The following is a 19029-nucleotide window of genomic DNA, read 5'->3' as shown; positions in this document are numbered from 1 at the left end:
AGCAAGCTTTGCTCCTACAGGTTGATTACAGGTTTTCGTAGCGATTCATGTCCAGCACGCCCTCTTCCACCGGATCGGTCTCGTGGATATAGCGGCTCAGGTCATGAAAGTACTGCCAGAACTGCGGATGGCTGCGCCGAATCCCCCAGCGTTCGACGATTCTTTCGAATTGATCGGCATCCTTGGCCTTTTCCATCGCATCCACGAACGCCGGAACTTCCCCGGCCGTAATATTGAACATGAAGTTCGGGTAACTGCTGAGTACGCCCGGGAAGATCGTCAAAGTATCCAGCCCCGGCTGATAACGCAGCGACTCGCCGAGCAAAAACGCCACGTTGCTGTGCGCGCGGTTGCGCAGCAGGCTGTACACCACACGCTGCCCGCCTAACGTTTCGACGCGCAGCAGGGTTGCTTCCGGCAGTTGATCAATGACCTTGAGCCCGGCCGCCGGGCGGGAAGCCAGGCGACTCAAGGCCTGCTCGGCACTCTGCAACGCCAGGTCGATGTTCGGTCGCGAACAGTAGGCGCCGTCGCAGCGATTGATCGGATCAGGCTTGGCGTTGAGCTCGCCATAGCGCGCCAGCAACTGCAGGGCGAAGTCGCGTTTCGGGTCCTTTGCATCGAGTTTCAGCGCGGTCGGCTTGTCGTTGTCGATGGACTCGTAATCCAGCCACATCTTGAATTTGCCGCTGCTCTGGTACCAATCGTCGAGGTAGCCGTCCCGGGAATCGGCGGGCATCAGGCGCAGGAAATTCTGCTCGGCGCCATTGCGTATCAGGTCGAAGTACAGGCGTGTCTGGGCTTGATGGGAAACATTGCCGAACACGTCGAAATTCACCGCTAACTGATAATACGTCCGCTCCAGCAGCGGATAGTCGAACAGCCACATCGTTTGCGGCACATCGCCGATCAGGCCCTTGGTCACCGAGGCACTGTCGAAATGCCGGAAGATGCTCAGCAACGCATTATCGTTGCCTGCCCACAGGGTCGACCAGCTCGGCGCCGGCAGTTCGGCGTAGCTGTCACGGCGCAAGGCTTCGTACGTGTTTCGCTTGTCGCGGTAGTCGTGCCACAGGCTCAGGACACTGCCGACATCGTCGTTCTGCCCCGGCATCGCCAGCAGCGGCGTGGCCTGGCCGCGATAGTTCGGGTCGGTGATGTAGAGGTCATGCTCCGGCGCCTGAAACAGCGCCCAGAAGTTGTCACGGATCACGTCCGTGGCGATCTGCCCCCGGCAGACCGGGCCGCGAATGAAGGTACGCACAAAATACTCGGCGTTATCGAGCATGAACTGATAACGCGCCTGGGCTGGAATCGCTTCGAAGGTGGCAAAGGGATTGGCCCGGCTTTGCGGTCCATAGCCCGGCAATGCGCTGACTTGCCACTTGCCGTTATAGAACAGGCTTTTGACCCGAGCCATTTTCGCCGCACTGAGCGGATAGGTGATGTGGGTCTTGTGCACGATCACCCCCTGCACCGGCCACAAGCGGTAGTAAAACTGCGCGCCCGGATCGTCGTTCGGGCGGCGGGTATTGATCAGGTCAATGGGCTGGCCGGTGGGCGTGCGCGAACGCACCCACTGGAAGAAATGCCCCGGCTCGCCGTCCTTGAAGTAAATGTGTGCGAGAAACCAGTGCTCGAACAACCAGCGCCCCACCAGGCTCTGCCGGGCGCCCGGTGCGTTGAGCAGGTTTTCCCACTGAACCACTTGCAACGCTTCCCTGGTGCTGGGCACCAGGCCCTGCTCATCAATGGGCGCGCCGGAAGCCAGCCAGCGTTGCAGGGTCTGGTATTGCGGGTCGGTCAGGCCGGTGACCGCCAACGGCATGCCCTGTTTCGGATGGGAACTGGCGTAGCCGTCGAACTCCGCCGGCATGGCGCACTGGTTGTCGCGGTTAAGGCCCAGGACGATGTCGTCCGGCAGTTTGGCATTGGGTTGCAATGGCGTGCGGTGGCCCAGTTCGAGCATGCGCGCCATCAATGCCGCCTGACTGCCCTGGGCATCGAGCACCGAATAGAAGCCCTTCTGCTGCCAGGCACGCTTGCCGAAGGCGTCATAAAACAGCCGGGTCGGTGCGGCGGCCTGGCTGCGATCGCCGTCGTACACAGGGGTTTTGCTCGCGCCGCGGGCCGCGCCTTCACCACTGCCCAGGTTGAGCTGACAGGCGGAGTCGTAGCAGGCATGGCAGGCCACGCACTTTTCGGTGAAGATCGGTTGAATGTCGCGGGTGTAGGAAATAACTGGCGTCTGCGCCAGCGCGCCCCAGCTTAAAAACAGCAATACAGTGCTGATGACGACGCGATACGACATGTCCCTGGTCCCGATCCTGGAAAAAACGCCGCGATTCTACCGGGCTGGCGCACGGCCCAACATGAGCGATATTCATGCAAAACCCGCACATGCTCCAAAAGCGCACAGGTTTGCTATGATCCCGGCCCTTCGTCATGGTCTTTTCGAGTAGTCCCAATGTCCGATCGCAGCGTCCGCCTTCAAGCTCTCAAGCACGCCCTCAAAGAGCGCATCCTGATTCTCGATGGCGGCATGGGCACGATGATCCAGAGCTACAAGCTCGAAGAGCAGGACTACCGGGGCAAACGCTTCGCCGACTGGCCGAGCGATGTCAAAGGCAACAACGACCTGTTGGTGTTGACCCGCCCGGATGTGATTGGCGGCATCGAGAAGGCCTACCTGGATGCCGGCGCCGACATCCTGGAAACCAACACCTTCAACGCCACCCGGATTTCCATGGCCGATTACGGCATGGAAGCACTGGCCTACGAACTGAACGTAGAAGGCGCCCGCCTGGCGCGCAAGGTCGCCGACGCGAAAACCCTCGAGAACCCGGACAAGCCGCGCTTCGTCGCCGGCGTGCTCGGCCCGACCAGCCGTACCTGCTCGCTGTCCCCGGACGTGAACAACCCCGGCTACCGCAACGTGACCTTCGATGAGCTGGTGGAAAACTACACCGAGGCCACCAAAGGCCTGATCGAAGGCGGCGTCGACCTGATCCTGATCGAAACCATTTTCGACACCCTCAACGCCAAGGCCGCAATCTTCGCCGTGCAAGGCGTCTATGAAGAACTGGGCGTCGAATTGCCGATCATGATTTCCGGCACCATCACCGACGCCTCCGGCCGTACCCTGTCCGGCCAGACCACCGAAGCCTTCTGGAACTCCGTGGCCCACGCCAAACCGATCTCGGTCGGCCTGAACTGCGCCCTCGGTGCAAGCGAATTGCGCCCGTACCTGGAAGAGTTGTCGAACAAGGCAGGCACCCACGTTTCCGCGCACCCGAACGCCGGCCTGCCGAACGAATTCGGCGAGTACGACGAACTGCCATCGCAGACCGCCAAGGTCATCGAAGAATTCGCCCAAAGCGGCTTCCTGAACATCGTCGGCGGCTGCTGCGGCACCACCCCGGGCCACATCGAAGCCATCGCCAAGGCCGTGGCCGGCTATGCGCCGCGCCAGATTCCGGAAATCCCCAAGGCTTGCCGCCTCTCGGGCCTGGAGCCGTTCACCATCGATCGCAACTCGCTGTTCGTCAACGTCGGCGAGCGCACCAACATCACCGGTTCCGCCAAATTCGCCCGGCTGATCCGCGAGGACAACTACACCGAAGCCCTGGAAGTCGCCCTGCAGCAGGTCGAGGCCGGCGCCCAGGTGATCGACATCAACATGGACGAAGGGATGCTCGATTCGAAGAAGGCCATGGTGACCTTCCTCAATCTGATTGCCGGCGAACCGGACATCTCCCGCGTACCGATCATGATCGACTCCTCGAAGTGGGAAGTGATCGAAGCCGGCCTCAAGTGCATCCAGGGCAAGGGCATCGTCAACTCGATCAGCATGAAAGAAGGCGTCGAGCAGTTCATCCATCACGCCAAGCTGTGCAAGCGCTATGGCGCCGCCGTGGTGGTGATGGCGTTCGACGAAGCCGGCCAGGCCGACACCGAAGCGCGCAAGAAAGAGATCTGCAAGCGTTCGTACGACATTCTGGTCAACGAAGTCGGCTTCCCGCCGGAAGACATCATCTTCGACCCGAACATCTTCGCGGTGGCCACCGGTATCGAAGAACACAACAACTATGCCGTGGACTTCATCAACGCCTGTGCCTACATCCGCGACGAGCTGCCGTATGCCCTTACGTCGGGCGGCGTGTCCAACGTGTCGTTCTCGTTCCGTGGCAACAACCCGGTGCGCGAGGCAATCCACTCGGTATTCCTGCTGTACGCGATCCGCGCCGGCCTGACCATGGGTATCGTCAACGCCGGTCAGCTGGAAATCTACGACCAGATTCCGGTGGAGCTGCGTGACGCGGTCGAGGACGTGATCCTCAACCGTACCCCGGAAGGCACCGACGCCCTCCTCGCCATCGCCGACAAGTACAAGGGCGACGGCAGCGTCAAGGAAGCCGAGACCGAAGAATGGCGCAACTGGGACGTCAACAAGCGTCTGGAGCATGCACTGGTCAAGGGCATCACCACGCACATCGTCGAAGACACCGAAGAATCCCGCCAGTCCTTCGCCCGCCCGATCGAAGTGATCGAAGGCCCGCTCATGTCCGGCATGAACATCGTCGGTGACCTGTTCGGCGCCGGCAAAATGTTCCTGCCGCAGGTGGTGAAATCCGCCCGCGTAATGAAGCAGGCCGTGGCCCACCTGATCCCGTTCATCGAACTGGAAAAAGGCGACAAGCCGGAAGCCAAGGGCAAGATCCTCATGGCCACGGTCAAGGGCGACGTACACGACATCGGCAAGAACATCGTCGGCGTGGTGCTGGGTTGTAACGGTTACGACATCGTCGACCTCGGCGTGATGGTGCCGGCGGAAAAAATCCTCCAGGTGGCCAAGGAAGAGAAGTGCGACATCATTGGCCTGTCCGGCCTGATCACCCCGTCGCTGGATGAAATGGTCCATGTTGCCCGTGAAATGCAGCGCCAGGATTTCCATCTGCCGTTGATGATCGGTGGCGCCACCACCTCCAAGGCGCACACGGCGGTGAAGATCGAGCCCAAGTACAGCAACGATGCGGTGGTGTACGTCACCGACGCCTCCCGCGCGGTGGGTGTGGCCACGCAGTTGTTGTCCAAGGAACTGAAAGCCGGTTTCGTCGAAAAGACCCGCGAGGAATACATCGACGTCCGCGAGCGCACCGCCAACCGCAGTGCCCGTACCGAACGCCTGAGCTACGCCGCATCCATTGCGAAAAAACCGCAGTTCGACTGGAGCACCTACACGCCGGTCAAACCGACGTTCACCGGTTCCAGAGTGCTGGATAACATCGACCTCAAGGTGCTGGCCGAGTACATCGACTGGACGCCGTTCTTTATCTCCTGGGACCTGGCCGGCAAATTCCCACGCATCCTCCAGGATGAAGTGGTCGGCGAAGCCGCCACCGCGTTGTACGCCGATGCCCAGGAAATGCTCGCCAAACTGATCGACGAAAAGCTGATCAGCGCCCGTGCGGTGTTCGGCTTCTGGCCGGCCAATCAGGTACGCGACGATGACATCGAGCTCTATGGCGATGACGGCAAGCCATTGGCCAAGCTGCATCACCTGCGTCAGCAGATCATCAAGACCGACGGCAAACCGAACTTCTCCCTGGCCGACTTCGTGGCGCCGAAGGACAGCGAGTTGACCGACTACGTGGGCGGCTTCATCACCACCGCCGGCATCGGTGCCGAAGAAGTGGCCAAGGCCTACCAGGACGCCGGCGACGACTACAACTCGATCATGGTCAAGGCCCTGGCCGACCGTTTGGCCGAGGCCTGCGCCGAGTGGCTGCACCAGCAGGTGCGTAAAGAGCACTGGGGTTACGCCAAGGATGAAACCCTGGACAACGAGGCGCTGATCAAGGAGCAATACACCGGTATCCGCCCTGCCCCGGGCTACCCGGCGTGCCCGGATCACACCGAGAAAGCCACGCTGTTTGCGTTGCTCGACCCCGAGGCCGCCGAAATGCGTGCCGGCCGTAGCGGCGTGTTCCTCACCGAACACTATGCGATGTTCCCGGCAGCGGCAGTCAGCGGCTGGTACTTCGCTCACCCGCAGGCGCAATACTTCGCCGTGGGCAAGATCGACAAGGACCAGGTGCAGAGCTACACGTCGCGCAAAGGCCAGGAGTTGAGCGTGACCGAGCGCTGGCTGGCGCCGAACCTGGGTTACGACGACTAAAACAGCTCCCGGCCACGATATTGTGGTTGGCAGAGATCCTTGTGGGAGCGGGCTTGCCCGCGATGAGGCCTTTCCAGTCAACATTATTGGTGACTGCCAGTCCGCTATCGCGGGCAAGCCCGCCCCCACAGGTTTTGTGTCGCCCCAGGGTTGATTGACTATGCTTACTTTTCACACACAGGTGACGAGGGGTTTATGGACGATCCAGCCGACAACAAGCCGCCGACCTTCTGGCAGATGCTGCACAGCGTCATGGCCGCGGCGTTCGGGGTGCAGAGCGGGAAAAACCGGGCGCGGGATTTCACCCACGGCAAGCCCAGTCATTTCGTGATTCTGGGAATCCTGTTCACGGTAGTGTTTGCATTGACGCTCTACGGCATCGTGCAACTGGTGGTGCATCTGGCAAAGGTTTAGTGCATCAGGGTTTGCAGGCTGAACGGATAACGATAGGACGTCGGTCGTCCCTTGGCGGAAAGCTTGTGAAAATCCACACCGAAATCCTGTGAGGCGCCCATCGCCAGCAGCTGCCTGGCTTGCGCCCGGTCAATCAGCTGCAACAACGGAATCTGCCGGTCACGACCGCCATACTGGCTGATGTCGACGCCCTCATCGTAGTCGTGCAACTGCACCATGGCCCAGCCACCCAGGCTGAAATGCCCGCCCAGCAATACGCTCAAGCGGTTGTCCAGCAACGCGTGCAATGCCGCCGGTGAATTGTTGATGGTACCGAACAGTGCATCCTTGCCGGGTTTGCCGCCCGACTCTTCGAACGCGCGCATCACACCGAAGCCCATTTCGTCATTGGCCGACCAGACCAGCGATGTCTGCGGATAACGCTTGAACAACAGCTTGGCCTGTTCATAGGCGCGCTCCCGGGTCCAGCCGCCGTATACCAATTGGCGCAGATGCACTTCAGGATGTTCGGCCAACGCCCGGCGCATGCCCCTTTCACGCAACTGCGCGGACGGTGTGATTTTCAGCCCGGAGAAGGCCAGCAGGTCGATGGATTGACCGGGAGCGACCGGAGGGTGCAGACGGATCAGCTCCTTGAGCATCAGGTAGCCGCCCTCCTCGTCGTTGGGCACCAGGCTGCCCACCCAATCGGGGTACTTGTCGGGCCGGGCACCGAGCAGGCGCATCTGGTCCGGGGTCAGGGCGTTATTGACGATAAACAGCTTCACCCCGCTGCCGTGGGCCAGGCGCAGGATCTCGGGGGCGATATATTGCTCGTTGACGAATACCAGGTAGTCGGGACGCTTTGGCCCTTGCAGGGCTTCGCGTGCCTGCGCGAGGGTAATTTCAGAGTTGCGGTCGGAGTACTCGATGCGCAGTTCCATGCCCAGGTCCCTGGCGGCGGCCTGCATGAATTGCGAGTAACTGACCCAGAACGCTTCCCGGGTGTTTCCCGGATTGAGGAACAGCACCGACGCGGCCTGAGCACAAGGTGCAATGACCATGAACATGACCATACCCAGCGTCAGCAGTACGCCACACAGAAACTTCAACATTGGTCGTCCGAGCCCCCGGAAATTCGCCGCGCATTATAGCCAGCGAACGCCCGCAAAACGGCGTTTATTCCGGTTTTTGTCCGACAATCGTCGGAACGGGACCCGGACGGGGTCGCTTATTGATGACTGACCCAAAATACTGCTGTGCCGACGACCAGGATAATCAGAAACAGAATCGCCCAGGCATCGACGGTGCTATCGCTTTTCCTTGCTTTGGTTGGGTTGCTCATTGCATCGCCTCTTGTCGGTTTTATCGGTGATTGCAGAAAGACTCGACCAGAGTTAAGACGATGATTGCCCGCACGACAAATGTGGGTTAGCCGACAACTATTCTCGTTAGGCGATTTGGTTCTTTACATATATTGAAACATCACTTTTGCGCATAACTGCAAACTGGTATCTTGCCCCGGCTCCGTAGGGAGTGCGCGGCCGTGCGCGCAGAATTGCAGAGGCTCCTGGACTGCGGCAAGCACAAAAACGCAGCTGTATCCGAGCGACCCAAGCCTGAGAACAGGACTTATATGTACGTATACGACGAATACGATCAGCGGATCATCGAGGACCGCGTCAAGCAGTTCCGTGATCAGACCCGACGCTATCTGGCAGGCGAGCTGAGCGAAGAAGAATTCCGCCCCCTGCGCCTGCAGAACGGGCTTTATATCCAGCGCTTCGCACCGATGTTGCGGGTGGCGGTGCCTTACGGCCAACTGACTTCGCGCCAGATGCGAATGATGGCGAAAATTGCCCGTGACTACGACAAGGGCTATGCCCACATCAGTACCCGGCAGAACGTGCAGTTCAACTGGCCGACCGTGGAAGACATCCCGGACATCCTGGCTGAACTGGCGACTGTGCAGATGCACGCGATCCAGACCAGCGGCAACTGCCTGCGCAACGTCACCACCGACCAGTTCGCCGGTGTTGCCGCCGACGAATTGATCGACCCGCGCCCATGGTGCGAGATCGTTCGTCAATGGACGACTTTCCACCCGGAATTCGCCTACCTGCCGCGCAAGTTCAAGATCGCCGTCAACGGTTCGACCGCCGACCGTGCCGCCATCGAGGTCCACGACATCGGCCTGGAGCCGGTGCACAACGCCGCGGGCGAACTGGGTTTCCGTGTGCTGGTCGGCGGTGGCCTGGGCCGTACCCCGGTGGTGGGTGCGTTCATCAATGAATTCCTGCCATGGCAGGACCTGTTGAGCTACCTCGACGCCATCCTGCGGGTTTACAACCGCTACGGTCGTCGCGACAACAAGTACAAGGCGCGAATCAAGATTCTGGTCAAGGCGCTGACGCCTGAAGTCTTCGCCCAGAAAGTCGATGCGGAAATGGAGCACCTGCGCGGTGGCCAGACCACATTGACCGAAGCCGAAGTGCATCGCGTCGCCAAACACTTCGTCGATCCGGACTACAAGGCCCTGGACAACCAGAGCGCCGCACTGGCCGAGCTCGACAAGGAACACCCGGGCTTTGCCCGCTGGCGTACCCGCAATACCCTGGCCCACAAGAAGCCGGGTTATGTGGCGGTGACGCTGTCGCTGAAGCCGACCGGCGTTGCACCGGGCGATATCACCGACAAGCAGCTCGACGCCGTGGCCGATCTGGCCGAGCGCTACAGCTTCGGCCAATTGCGCACCTCCCACGAGCAGAACATCATCCTGGCCGACGTCGAGCAGGACAAGCTGTTCACCCTATGGGGCGAGTTGCGCGAGAAAGGTTTCGCCACGCCGAACATCGGCCTGCTGACCGACATCATCTGCTGCCCGGGCGGCGATTTCTGCTCCCTGGCCAACGCCAAGTCGATCCCGATCGCCGAATCGATCCAGCGCCGCTTCGACGACCTGGACTACCTGTTCGACATCGGCGAACTGGACCTGAACATCTCCGGTTGCATGAACGCCTGCGGTCACCACCACGTCGGCCACATCGGCATTCTCGGGGTGGACAAGAAAGGCGAAGAGTTCTACCAGGTGTCCCTCGGTGGCAGCGCCAGCCGTGACGCCAGCCTGGGCAAGATCCTTGGGCCCTCCTTCGCACAGGACGATATGCCTGACGTGATCGAAAAACTGATCGACGTGTACATTGAACAACGGACCGAAGACGAGCGCTTCATCGACACTTATCAGCGTATTGGCATCGACCTCTTCAAGGAACGCGTCTATGCAGCGAATCATTAAGAACAACGAAGTCGTCGACGAAACCTGGCACCTGCTGCCCAAGGATTTCAACATCGACGAAATCACCAACTGCGACGACTACATCGTCCCGTTGCAGTTGTGGCGTGAACACAGCCGCATGCTTCTGGCCCGCGACGGCGGCCTGGGCGTGTGGCTGGATGCCGATGAAGAAGCCGAAGAAATCGGTGAAGACGTGGCAAGCTTCCAGGTCATTGCCTTGAACTTCCCGGCCTTCACCGATGGCCGCAACTACTCCAATGCCCGCCTGCTGCGTGACCGTTATGGGTTCAAAGGCGAACTGCGGGCGATTGGCGATGTGTTGCGCGACCAGTTGTTCTACATGCACCGCTGCGGTTTCGATGCATTTGCCATCCGCGCCGACAAAGACCCGTACGAAGCCCTGGAAGGTCTCAAGGACTTCTCGGTGACCTATCAGGCCGCCACCGACGAACCGCTGCCGCTGTTCCGTCGTCGTTGAAGTCTGCGCTTGAATGAAAAAGCCTGGCTCCAAAACGGAGCCAGGCTTTTTTGTTTTCAGGGCTGATGCTCCCCGAGCGCAAACGGTTGCCCCATCGCCACCCAGTTGGCGTGAAGCCTCGCGCGGTCCTCCATTGCCCTGAACACGACAAACGGATTGTCCGCTGCTGCCAATGCCCGAGGAACAACCTGCACCAATTGCTCCCACAGCAGATCCGAGGCATCCGCCTCACTCAAGAGCTGCCATACCCGTGACTGAAGCGCTGGATAACCCACGAGGAAATCCGGGGTAAGGCTCAGTGTATTGATCGTCCCCAAAAATCTCATGCCGGATTGTTTGAGCGCCAATCGCTGCCAGATTTGCAGGTGGGCATCCTGCTGCGCTCCTGGCAGCCCGCGCAACCAGGCGGCCGAATCTGAATAGCCAGTTCCCGGACTGCTCAGCCACAGGTTGATACCGGTTTGCTCCCGATGCCTGACCAGCCGCTGCAAGGTGTCCTCGTCGGTCAGGGGATTGTTCCACAGCAGCACTCGATCCCTGGCGATGGCCTGGTTCAATACAACTTGCGGAACACGGTTAATCTGGTTGTTACGCAAATCCAGCGTGGTCAGGTATGGCCGTTCCATAATCCCGACCGGGCAATTCCTGATTCTTGTGTCGTTCAGCTTAAGCGTGCGCAACTGGTCCATGCCCAATACGACGGGAGGCACACCCAACGGGTTTTCACTTAAATCCAGTGACTGAAGATTAATCAGTTGGCTTAGTTGCGCTGCGGTATTTTCCTGGAACCTCAGCTCGGTAGAACTCAAATTCAACGAAACGAGATGCCGCAACTGAGGAATCGTGGACGGCAATGAGCTCTCCAGTTCCCCATTGTTGTTGGGCAATCGCAAGTCAGTGCCTTCCAGATTCAGGCTGCGCAGTTTCGGAAAGCGCCCCAGAAAGCCATTCAGGGTCTCGCGTTCGAACAAATGGAAATGTTCAAGATTGAGTTCGACCACATCGTTGAAGCGCACGTTCAGCTCCGGGAGTCGATGAAAGTCTTCGTGGCTCATATTCATCGTAAAGCCGTCGACATGATTGCCTGAGTAATGGCTGTTTTGCTGAGGAGCCCGTTTTTGAAAGATGGCAACCAGTTCGTCACCGAGTTCGCCGCGGGTTTCCCGTTCATAGGCAATCGTGTCTTGCAATCGCTGCGCATTGAGCATTCCAATTTGCAGGTGGGTCAGCCCTTCCGTGCCGGGATCACCCATTTGCAGGAATCCGATATCCATGTCGTCGATATCATCCGTCACCCGGTCAAGCCAGCCATCCAGATCCACGAACAGCTGCTGCAGCTCGAGACTTGACCGGTCGATATACGCCTGAGCCCCGCCTCCCAGCCGCTGCAACATTGCATCGGCCTCATCGTCGGAAAACTCGGGGTAAATATCCTTGAGCTGTAATCTCATCACGGCATGCGTCAAAACCGCTTCCTGAGGCGTTCCTGGATAACCTCCCCCCTTGAGCCCCTGCGCCTCGAAAGGCAACCTTGAGTCCATCCTGCCCAACCCAAGGCCAAGCTCTGAACGCGACAACGCATGATCGCTGATTGAGCGCTTGAGCTCAGCGGCGGGCTCCTTTGACAAGAGCTGCAAGGCCGAACGTTCTTCCTCGGACAGAACACCGACAATAGCCTCATAAAAACTCGTGCCCGCTGAAGGTTGGAGTGAAAAGCTGTACGGCAGATAACGATCATCAACCTTGATCAGGCGTCGACAGTCAGGCGCATCGAGCGGACCGCTGTGATCCAGCACACGGCCGATGGGCGAAAGGTCATACACTTCGATTCGTAGCGTCTTGGGCCATCCGGGCAGTTTTCTCAGCGAATGCAATGCCAGCGTCCCCGTCTCAGGACTGGTGGTCGAATGTAGATAAAGCCCCTCATAGGCACGATTGAGGCGCACATGCTGCTGGTATTGGCGAGCCTTGCTGTCCAATTGTTTGAACAGCCGCCTGGCTTCGACGGCGTCGGGTGGTGCCTTGAAATCGATGCCATAACGGTCGAGCATCTGCTCCACGGCAGACTTGGGCAGGTCGGGATATTGTCGTTGAAACAATCGCACCCATTCGTGCTCCGATTGCTGGAGTACCTGGTAGCGCTGATTGAACATTTCCCTGCGGGCAGGCAATGAATCAGCGATTGCAGCAACTTCCTGATCGATCCTGAACCGCTCGATCGTGTCCGCCAGCATCGGGGTCGGTGGTCGCCCTGCCTGCATCAGGCGCAGCATGTCATCATCGACTGCGCTGACTTTGCCGATCTGGGCCAGCACCTCATCGCTGAACGTGCCGGCGGGGGCTCCGATGCCTCGCAGGAGGTCGATGCGCGACGGCAATGGCAGCACCGGCCGCGAAGGTGCCACAGCAGATTCGGGCCTCGGCATGGCCGAAGCCTCCTCATCCACATTCCTCGCCAGCGCGGCCACCTCCTTCCCTTCGGCGCTCAACGAGGCGACACCCGCAGCCAAAGGCAACGCATTGAGCAAGCCGAATACCGTTCGTGTCACGCCCTGGGAACGCGCGTGCGCCGACTCACCGTTAATGGCCTGGTCCAGGCCGTAACCGGCATCAATCAGCCCGGCCAGGGCCAGCAGCCCCTCGCCGCCCGGTACAAAAAGCGCCAATGGGCCGAATTGATTCACCCACTGGACGATCGGCTCGACGATGGCGCTCAGATTGGCACGGTTGACTTGAGCATCATCGCGAATGGTCGCGACGCTCGCTTGGGCCGCCTGCTTCATCGTCAACACCAGCTGCGCGAAGGGATCGGTTTTTGCGGACGCAAGGTCCAAGCCGATGTATTCGCCTGGCTCCCAGTAACCATCGTCATTGAAAAAACCGGCCTCTCGGGTGAGTCGATGTGCCTTGGGATACATCGCGATTCCGTCCAGTGCAGTCAGAACTCCCGCATGAAACGTTCCGTCGACACGATCCTCATCGGCGAAGTGCGCAGCCAATGCCTGTTTTGTTTCAAGCACCTTGCCCTGCTCCACGATCCAGCGACGCAACTGCTCGGTATCGGAAAACTCGTGCAACGGTGAGGAGTTACCGGGGATGTACATCAACACCCTGCCGCTGGCCCGGTCGCGGTAGCACCAGATATCCCTCGCGGTGTAACGATAGAGCTTCAGACGGCTGGCCTCGACACTTGAGGGTATCCGCGTCGGCGCTTGCACTTGCTGCAGGGTCAGCGATTCCCATGCCTGATCGGGTGGCAAAGCAGCAGCCTGCATGGCGAGCTCCAAGCCACGCAGAGACAGGCAGTTTTCACGATGCTGCAGCCAGGCGCTCATGACAAAAGCCGCTTTGGTCGAGGTTCTCAGGGAATAGGGACTGGACTCGGCGAGTCTTTCGTCAGAAGGCCAGGTTTTGTCGACATACGCCTGATACAAGTCCTTGAAATCCAGCTTCCAAACCCATTGTTTGAAATCGGCGGGCCGCAGGTTGATTTGCGTGTGTGGCCCATAGGTTTGCGGGATCGAGCGCCGGTAAATACCTTCATAAGTGCGGTGGTCGTCAGTCGGTTCGGGCTCCTCCATCAGGCGCACCGTCGGACCAACCTCCGGTGGCGTGTACAAACCGAAGGCCGTTTCGCCAAACCGGCCATCGCCAACAGTCTGGTAATCGGACAATAGCGCCTGCACCAACGACCGCGAACGTGCCACGCATCCGCGATGGCTGCCGTCCGGCTCGGGACGCAGCCAATAGTCGTAATGCAGCGTGACCAATTGCGCTGTCTGCGGATCAAGATCTCGCCCCCACTTCTCCTTGATCAGGTGTTCGCCGAATTGCGACGGGGTTTGCGGTAAGGCGGCTTCCACGGCGAATTTGAGTTCGTCGCGCATGGGCAGAGGTGATGCGGGGCGCGGATGAGGGGTATGGTCGTCTGATCGTTCGTACATTTTGCAGTCCGTTGCAGATTGGGGGACTTCACCCTAACCAATCTGAGCGCTCTGCAATGTGGGAGTGATCGACAGCGATTTTAGGAAAATTCGCTGTGTCCGGATAGAAACGGCGAATGCTCAGAATACCCTGTAGGAGCGAGCTTGCTCGCGATGATCCTGAGAGCACCGCGGGATGCCAGGCCTCCAGCGGTATCGTTGACGTCCATCGCGAGCAAGCTCGCTCCTACAGGCGGGTTACCAGAAGCGTTGCTGGGTCAGTCGGCTCCACCAGCTCAGCAATACGCGGTCGACCGACCCGCTGGCCGCCATGCCGATGCGTTCCGGCAGGCTTTTGCGTTCGGCATAGTGCAAGTGATAAAGCTCGGACTGTTTGGCGCGTTCGGCCAGGTATTCGTCGCTGGTCTTGAGTTCGTCCACGAGTTGTTTGTCCAGCGCGGCAACACCCAGCCAGATTTCGCCGGTGGCCACTTCATCGATGGCCAGTTGAGGGCGATAGCGGGAAACGAAGTTCTTGAACAGCTGGTGAGTGATATCCAGGTCTTCCTGGAACTTCTCGCGGCCCTTCTCGGTGTTTTCGCCAAACACCGTCAGGGTGCGTTTGTACTCGCCGGCGGTCAGCACTTCGAAGTCGATGTCGTGCTTCTTCAGCAGGCGATTGACGTTGGGCAATTGCGCCACCACCCCGATCGAACCGAGGATCGCGAATGGGGCGCTGATGATCTTCTCGCCGATGCACGCCATCATATAGCCGCCACTGGCCGCGACCTTGTCGATGCATACGGTCAATGGAATGCCGGCCTGACGGATGCGCGCCAGTTGCGAGGATGCCAGGCCGTAGCTGTGCACCATGCCGCCGCCGCTCTCCAGGCGCAACACGACTTCATCCTTGGGCGTGGCGAGGGTCAGCAGCGCGGTGATTTCGTGACGCAGGCTTTCAGTGGCCGAGGCCTTGATGTCGCCGTCGAAATCCAGCACGAACACCCGCGGCTTGGCCTCGGGCTTTTTCTTCTGTTTTTTATCGGTTTTAGCCTGGGACTTGCGCAAGGCCTTGAGCTGGTCCTTGTCGAGCAAGGTTTGCTCCAGGCGCTCGCGCAGCCCTTTGTAGAAATCATTGAGCTTGCTGACCTGCAACTGGCCGGCGGACTTGCGTCGACCTTTGCTGCGCAATGCCGCGAAACTGGCCAGGACCACCAGAATGGCGATCACCAGGGTCACGGTCTTGGCCAGGAAAACGGCGTACTCGGACAAAAACTCCACAGGGACTCCTTAAACGATGCGCGGTATGGAAGCGCGCGGGATACCTCCAGCATACCCATGCGCCGCCCTTGCGGCCAGCCGTGAAACCTCTGGAAACGGGCCTGTAACGGACATTTCAAACAAGCGTATGTTTTTTCATTGACAGCTCACCGCCATCCTCATAACCTCGCCAAACCTTCAACGTACCGGGACGACGCGGACGTGGGCAGCATCTATTTGATTCGACATGGCCAGGCCTCCTTCGGTGCAGACGACTATGACGTCCTGTCGCCCATCGGTATTCGCCAGGCGGAAATCCTCGGCCAACACCTGGCCGAACTCGGTATCAGCTTCGATCGCTGCCTGGCGGGCGACCTGCGTCGCCAGCAGCATACGGCCAACAGCGCGCTGGCACAGTTTGCCGCCATGGGCCTGCCGGTACCGATCCTGGAAACCGATTCCGCCTTCAATGAGTTCGATGCCGACGCGGTGATCCGCGCGCTGTTGCCGGGCATGCTGCCGGACGAACCCGAAGCCTTGAACATCCTGCGCAACGCTGCGCAAAACCGCGCCGAGTTCCAGCGCATCTTCGCCCTGATCATCGAACGCTGGCTGGCCGGCACCTACGACACCCCGGAACTGGAAAGCTGGCTGGCCTTCGTCGAGCGGGTTCGGGCGGGTCTGCACAGAATCCTTGAAAGCGCCGACAACACCCAGAAAATCGCGGTGTTCACCTCCGGCGGCACCATCACCGCCCTGCTCCACCTCATCACGCAAATGCCTGCGCGGCAGGCCTTTGAATTGAACTGGCAAATCGTCAACACCTCGCTCAACCACCTGAAGTTTCGTGGTCGCGAGGTGGCCCTGGCTTCCTTCAACAGTCATGCGCACCTGCAACTGCTGAAGGCCCCGGAACTCATCACGTTTCGCTGAGTCCGGACTATTGTGACCCTGGCTGTAATCACCCAGCTCTTATTACTCTGCTCCAATGACCAAAAAAAGGATCAAACCATGACCTCCGTAGCTGATGCCGTACAAGCAATGAAAGCCAAGTTCAACCCAGCCGCTGCTGCCGGTCTGGACCTGGTCTTCGGTTTCCGCATCGACGACACCAAGAACTTCTCGCTGATCGTCAAGGACAGCACCTGCGAACTGCAGGAAGGCGAGAACCCGGACGCCCAGGTGACCCTGGTGATGGACGGCGAAACCCTGGAAGGCATCGTCAGCGGCGAAACCGACGGCATGCAGGCGTTCATGGGTGGCAAGCTGCGCGCCGAAGGCGACATGATGCTGGCAATGAAACTGTCCGAGCTGTTCCCGGCCTAAGACGGCGGCTCCCTGTTTCGGGAGCCTCCCTGGCTGCATACGAATCCCGCCCCTTGTGGCGGGATTCGTCGTTTTCGGCGCCGGGAAACGACTGGCAATGGATTTGCCGTCTATATTCCTTCTGGCCGCCCGCGTCAGCCAGCGGTTGTTTGTCCTCGACTCAAGTTGCGGAGAGCACTGGCATGAGCCCATCTGACGACCACAACGGCATCAACCGCCGCCACGTACTTCAAGGCCTTTCTGCGGGTGCCGTGGGTGCCTGGGTCAGCCCGCTGTTCGCAGGGAGTAAAACGATGCCGCAAGTACCCGCCGACCTCATCCTGTACAACGGTCGCCTGCACACCGTCGACCGCAAGAAACCCCAGGCCAGTGCCGTCGCGATCAAGGACGGGCATTTCGTGGTGGTCGGCAGTGATGCCCAGGCCATGGCCTTGCAAGGCCCCACTACGCAAGTCATCGACCTGCACGGGCGCACGGTGATTCCCGGCCTCAACGACTCGCACCTGCACCTGATCCGCGGTGGCCTCAACTACAACCTCGAGCTGCGTTGGGAAGGTGTTCCGTCGCTGGTCGACGCCTTGCGCCTGCTCAAGGAACAGGCCGACCGCACACCGACGCCACAATGGGTGCGCGTGGTCGGTGGCTGGAACGAATTCCAGTTCGCCGAAAAGCGCCTGCCGACCCTCGACGAACTGAACAAGGCCGCGCCCGACACCCCGGTGTTCGTCCTGCATCTGTACGACCGCGCCCTGCTAAACCGTGCTGCCCTGAAAGTGGTGGGTTATACCCGTGACACGCCGAACCCGCCGGGCGGCGAAATCCAGCGTGATGCCAATGGCGACCCCACCGGCATACTGATCGCCCGACCCAACGCGATGATTCTGTATTCGACCCTGGCCAAGGGGCCGAAGCTGCCGTTGGAGTACCAGGTCAACTCGACCCGTCAGTTCATGCGCGAACTCAATCGCCTGGGGGTTACCAGCGCCATCGATGCCGGCGGCGGCTACCAGAACTACCCGGACGACTATCAGGTCATCCAGCAGTTGGCCAAGGACCAGCAACTCACGGTGCGTATCGCCTACAACCTGTTCACCCAGAAACCCAAGGAAGAACTGGTCGACTTCAAACACTGGACCTCGACCTCTCAGTACGGTCAGGGCGATGACTTCCTGCGACACAACGGCGCCGGGGAAATGCTGGTGTTCTCCGCCGCCGACTTCGAGGACTTCCTCGAACCGCGTCCGGACCTGCCCGCCGGTATGGAGCAAGACCTGGAGCCGGTGGTCCGTCATCTCGTGGAACAACGCTGGCCATTCCGTTTGCACGCGACCTACAACGAATCCATCAGCCGCATGCTCGACGTGTTCGAAAAGGTCAATCGCGACATCCCGTTCGATGGCCTGCCATGGTTTTTCGACCACGCCGAAACCATCACCCCGCAGAACATCGATCGGGTCAAAGCCCTGGGCGGTGGCATCGCGATTCAGGACCGCATGGCGTTCCAGGGTGAGTACTTCGTGGAGCGTTATGGCGCAAAAGCTGCCGAAACCACACCGCCGATTGCCCGCATGCTGGCCGAAGGCGTACCGGTGGGTGCCGGCACCGACGCCACGCGGGTGTCGAGTTACAACCCCTGGACTTCATTGTACTGGCTGGTCAGCGGCCGTACCGTCGGCGGGTTGGAGCTGTATCCGCACGGTTTGAGCCGCGACACCGCATTGGAACTGTTCACCCACGGCAGCGCCTGGTTCTCCTCCGAGCAAGGCAAGAAGGGCCAGATCAAGGTCGGGCAACTGGCGGATCTGATTGCGCTGTCGGCGGACTATTTCCACATCGAGGACAACGCCATCAAGGACATCGAAGCGGTGCTGACCATCGTCGATGGCAAGATTGTCCATGGCAGCGCCGAATTCGAAAAACTCGGGCCGCCGCCGATTCCGGTGGTGCCTGAGTGGTCGCCAGTGGCCAAGGTGCCGGGGCATTGGAAAGCGGCACCGCTGACTGCGCAGGTTCATCAATGCGTCGGCGCATGTGCGGTACATGCGCACCGTCATGAACGTGCGCGATTGTCGAATGCGCCGGTCAGTGACTTCCGGGCGTTCTGGGGAGCGTTTGGCTGTTCGTGTTTTGCGTTTTAACGGTGATCCAACGAATACGAAGCATCCATTGTAGGAGC

General features: G+C 59.8%; 11 protein-coding genes. 7 read left to right on the top strand and 4 right to left on the bottom strand.

Going from position 1 to position 19029, the window contains the following annotated elements:
- Window positions 1–25: 25 nt before the first annotated feature.
- Complete coding sequence (locus tag BJ917_RS26205; RefSeq protein ID WP_121105311.1) at window positions 26–2311, bottom strand: fatty acid cis/trans isomerase; 2286 nt, start codon at window positions 2309–2311, stop codon at window positions 26–28.
- 156 nt (window positions 2312–2467) lie between these two features.
- Between BJ917_RS26205 and metH the strand changes: the two genes are divergently transcribed.
- Complete coding sequence (gene metH, locus BJ917_RS26200) at window positions 2468–6178, top strand: methionine synthase (RefSeq protein ID WP_121105309.1); 3711 nt, start codon at window positions 2468–2470, stop codon at window positions 6176–6178.
- Window positions 6179–6373: 195 nt separating this feature from the next.
- Window positions 6374–6592 carry a DUF2970 domain-containing protein gene (locus BJ917_RS26195; protein ID WP_096511975.1) on the top strand — a complete coding sequence of 73 codons (219 nt, stop codon included), beginning with the start codon at window positions 6374–6376 and terminating at the stop codon, window positions 6590–6592.
- On the opposite strand, the gene BJ917_RS26190 is transcribed toward BJ917_RS26195, so the two are convergent.
- Window positions 6589–7686 (bottom strand): ABC transporter substrate-binding protein, encoded by a 1098-nt coding sequence (locus BJ917_RS26190; RefSeq protein WP_121105307.1) that lies wholly within the window; start codon window positions 7684–7686, stop codon window positions 6589–6591. The two genes, BJ917_RS26195 and BJ917_RS26190, sit on opposite strands and share 4 nt — an antisense overlap.
- 521 nt (window positions 7687–8207) lie before the next feature.
- Between BJ917_RS26190 and BJ917_RS26185 the strand changes: the two genes are divergently transcribed.
- Window positions 8208–9866 carry a nitrite/sulfite reductase gene (locus BJ917_RS26185; protein WP_121105305.1) on the top strand — a complete coding sequence of 553 codons (1659 nt, stop codon included), beginning with the start codon at window positions 8208–8210 and terminating at the stop codon, window positions 9864–9866.
- On the top strand, window positions 9850–10344 hold the full coding sequence (locus BJ917_RS26180) for a DUF934 domain-containing protein (protein WP_096511978.1): 495 nt from the start codon (window positions 9850–9852) through the stop codon (window positions 10342–10344). Before BJ917_RS26185 ends, BJ917_RS26180 begins: the two co-directional genes overlap by 17 nt.
- A gap of 56 nt (window positions 10345–10400) precedes the next feature.
- Here the strand turns inward: BJ917_RS26180 and BJ917_RS26175 are convergent, their stop codons facing one another.
- Both BJ917_RS26175 and sohB read right to left on the bottom strand, forming a co-directional pair.
- A complete protein-coding gene (locus BJ917_RS26175) occupies window positions 10401–14288 on the bottom strand; it encodes a dermonecrotic toxin domain-containing protein (RefSeq protein WP_121105303.1) in 3888 nt (1295 codons plus the stop codon).
- Window positions 14289–14525: 237 nt separating this feature from the next.
- Window positions 14526–15548: a protease SohB gene (gene sohB, locus BJ917_RS26170; RefSeq protein WP_096511980.1), complete on the bottom strand. Its 1023-nt coding sequence runs from the start codon at window positions 15546–15548 to the stop codon at window positions 14526–14528.
- Between the two features lie 201 nt (window positions 15549–15749).
- Between sohB and BJ917_RS26165 the strand changes: the two genes are divergently transcribed.
- The 3 genes from BJ917_RS26165 to BJ917_RS26155 all read left to right on the top strand — a co-directional run bounded on the left by BJ917_RS26165 (window position 15750) and on the right by BJ917_RS26155 (window position 18991).
- Window positions 15750–16460 carry a histidine phosphatase family protein gene (locus BJ917_RS26165; protein WP_121105301.1) on the top strand — a complete coding sequence of 237 codons (711 nt, stop codon included), beginning with the start codon at window positions 15750–15752 and terminating at the stop codon, window positions 16458–16460.
- A gap of 78 nt (window positions 16461–16538) precedes the next feature.
- A complete protein-coding gene (locus BJ917_RS26160; protein WP_008154977.1) occupies window positions 16539–16853 on the top strand; it encodes an SCP2 sterol-binding domain-containing protein in 315 nt (104 codons plus the stop codon).
- A 293-nt stretch (window positions 16854–17146) separates the two neighbouring features.
- Window positions 17147–18991: an amidohydrolase gene (locus tag BJ917_RS26155; protein WP_177435615.1), complete on the top strand. Its 1845-nt coding sequence runs from the start codon at window positions 17147–17149 to the stop codon at window positions 18989–18991.
- The last annotated feature ends 38 nt before the right edge of the window (window positions 18992–19029 follow it).

This window comes from Pseudomonas sp. WPR_5_2 (assembly GCF_003634475.1).
GTDB lineage: Bacteria > Pseudomonadota > Gammaproteobacteria > Pseudomonadales > Pseudomonadaceae > Aquipseudomonas > Aquipseudomonas izuensis.
The sequence above is the reverse complement of the archived record's forward strand: the minus strand, read 5'-3'. Positions and strand labels throughout refer to the sequence as shown.

Excerpts from the sequence above, each read along its gene's own strand:
- BJ917_RS26175 (WP_121105303.1), bottom strand. The coding sequence starts at position 14,288 with ATGTACGAACGATCAGACGACCATACCCCTCATCCGCGCCCCGCATCA.
- BJ917_RS26190 (WP_121105307.1), bottom strand. The coding sequence starts at position 7,686 with ATGTTGAAGTTTCTGTGTGGCGTACTGCTGACGCTGGGTATGGTCATG.
- BJ917_RS26180 (WP_096511978.1), top strand. The coding sequence starts at position 9,850 with ATGCAGCGAATCATTAAGAACAACGAAGTCGTCGACGAAACCTGGCAC.
- BJ917_RS26155 (WP_177435615.1), top strand. The coding sequence starts at position 17,147 with ATGCCGCAAGTACCCGCCGACCTCATCCTGTACAACGGTCGCCTGCAC.
- metH (WP_121105309.1), top strand. The coding sequence starts at position 2,468 with ATGTCCGATCGCAGCGTCCGCCTTCAAGCTCTCAAGCACGCCCTCAAA.
- BJ917_RS26185 (WP_121105305.1), top strand. The coding sequence starts at position 8,208 with ATGTACGTATACGACGAATACGATCAGCGGATCATCGAGGACCGCGTC.
- BJ917_RS26160 (WP_008154977.1), top strand. The coding sequence starts at position 16,539 with ATGACCTCCGTAGCTGATGCCGTACAAGCAATGAAAGCCAAGTTCAAC.
- BJ917_RS26195 (WP_096511975.1), top strand. The coding sequence starts at position 6,374 with ATGGACGATCCAGCCGACAACAAGCCGCCGACCTTCTGGCAGATGCTG.
- BJ917_RS26205 (WP_121105311.1), bottom strand. The coding sequence starts at position 2,311 with ATGTCGTATCGCGTCGTCATCAGCACTGTATTGCTGTTTTTAAGCTGG.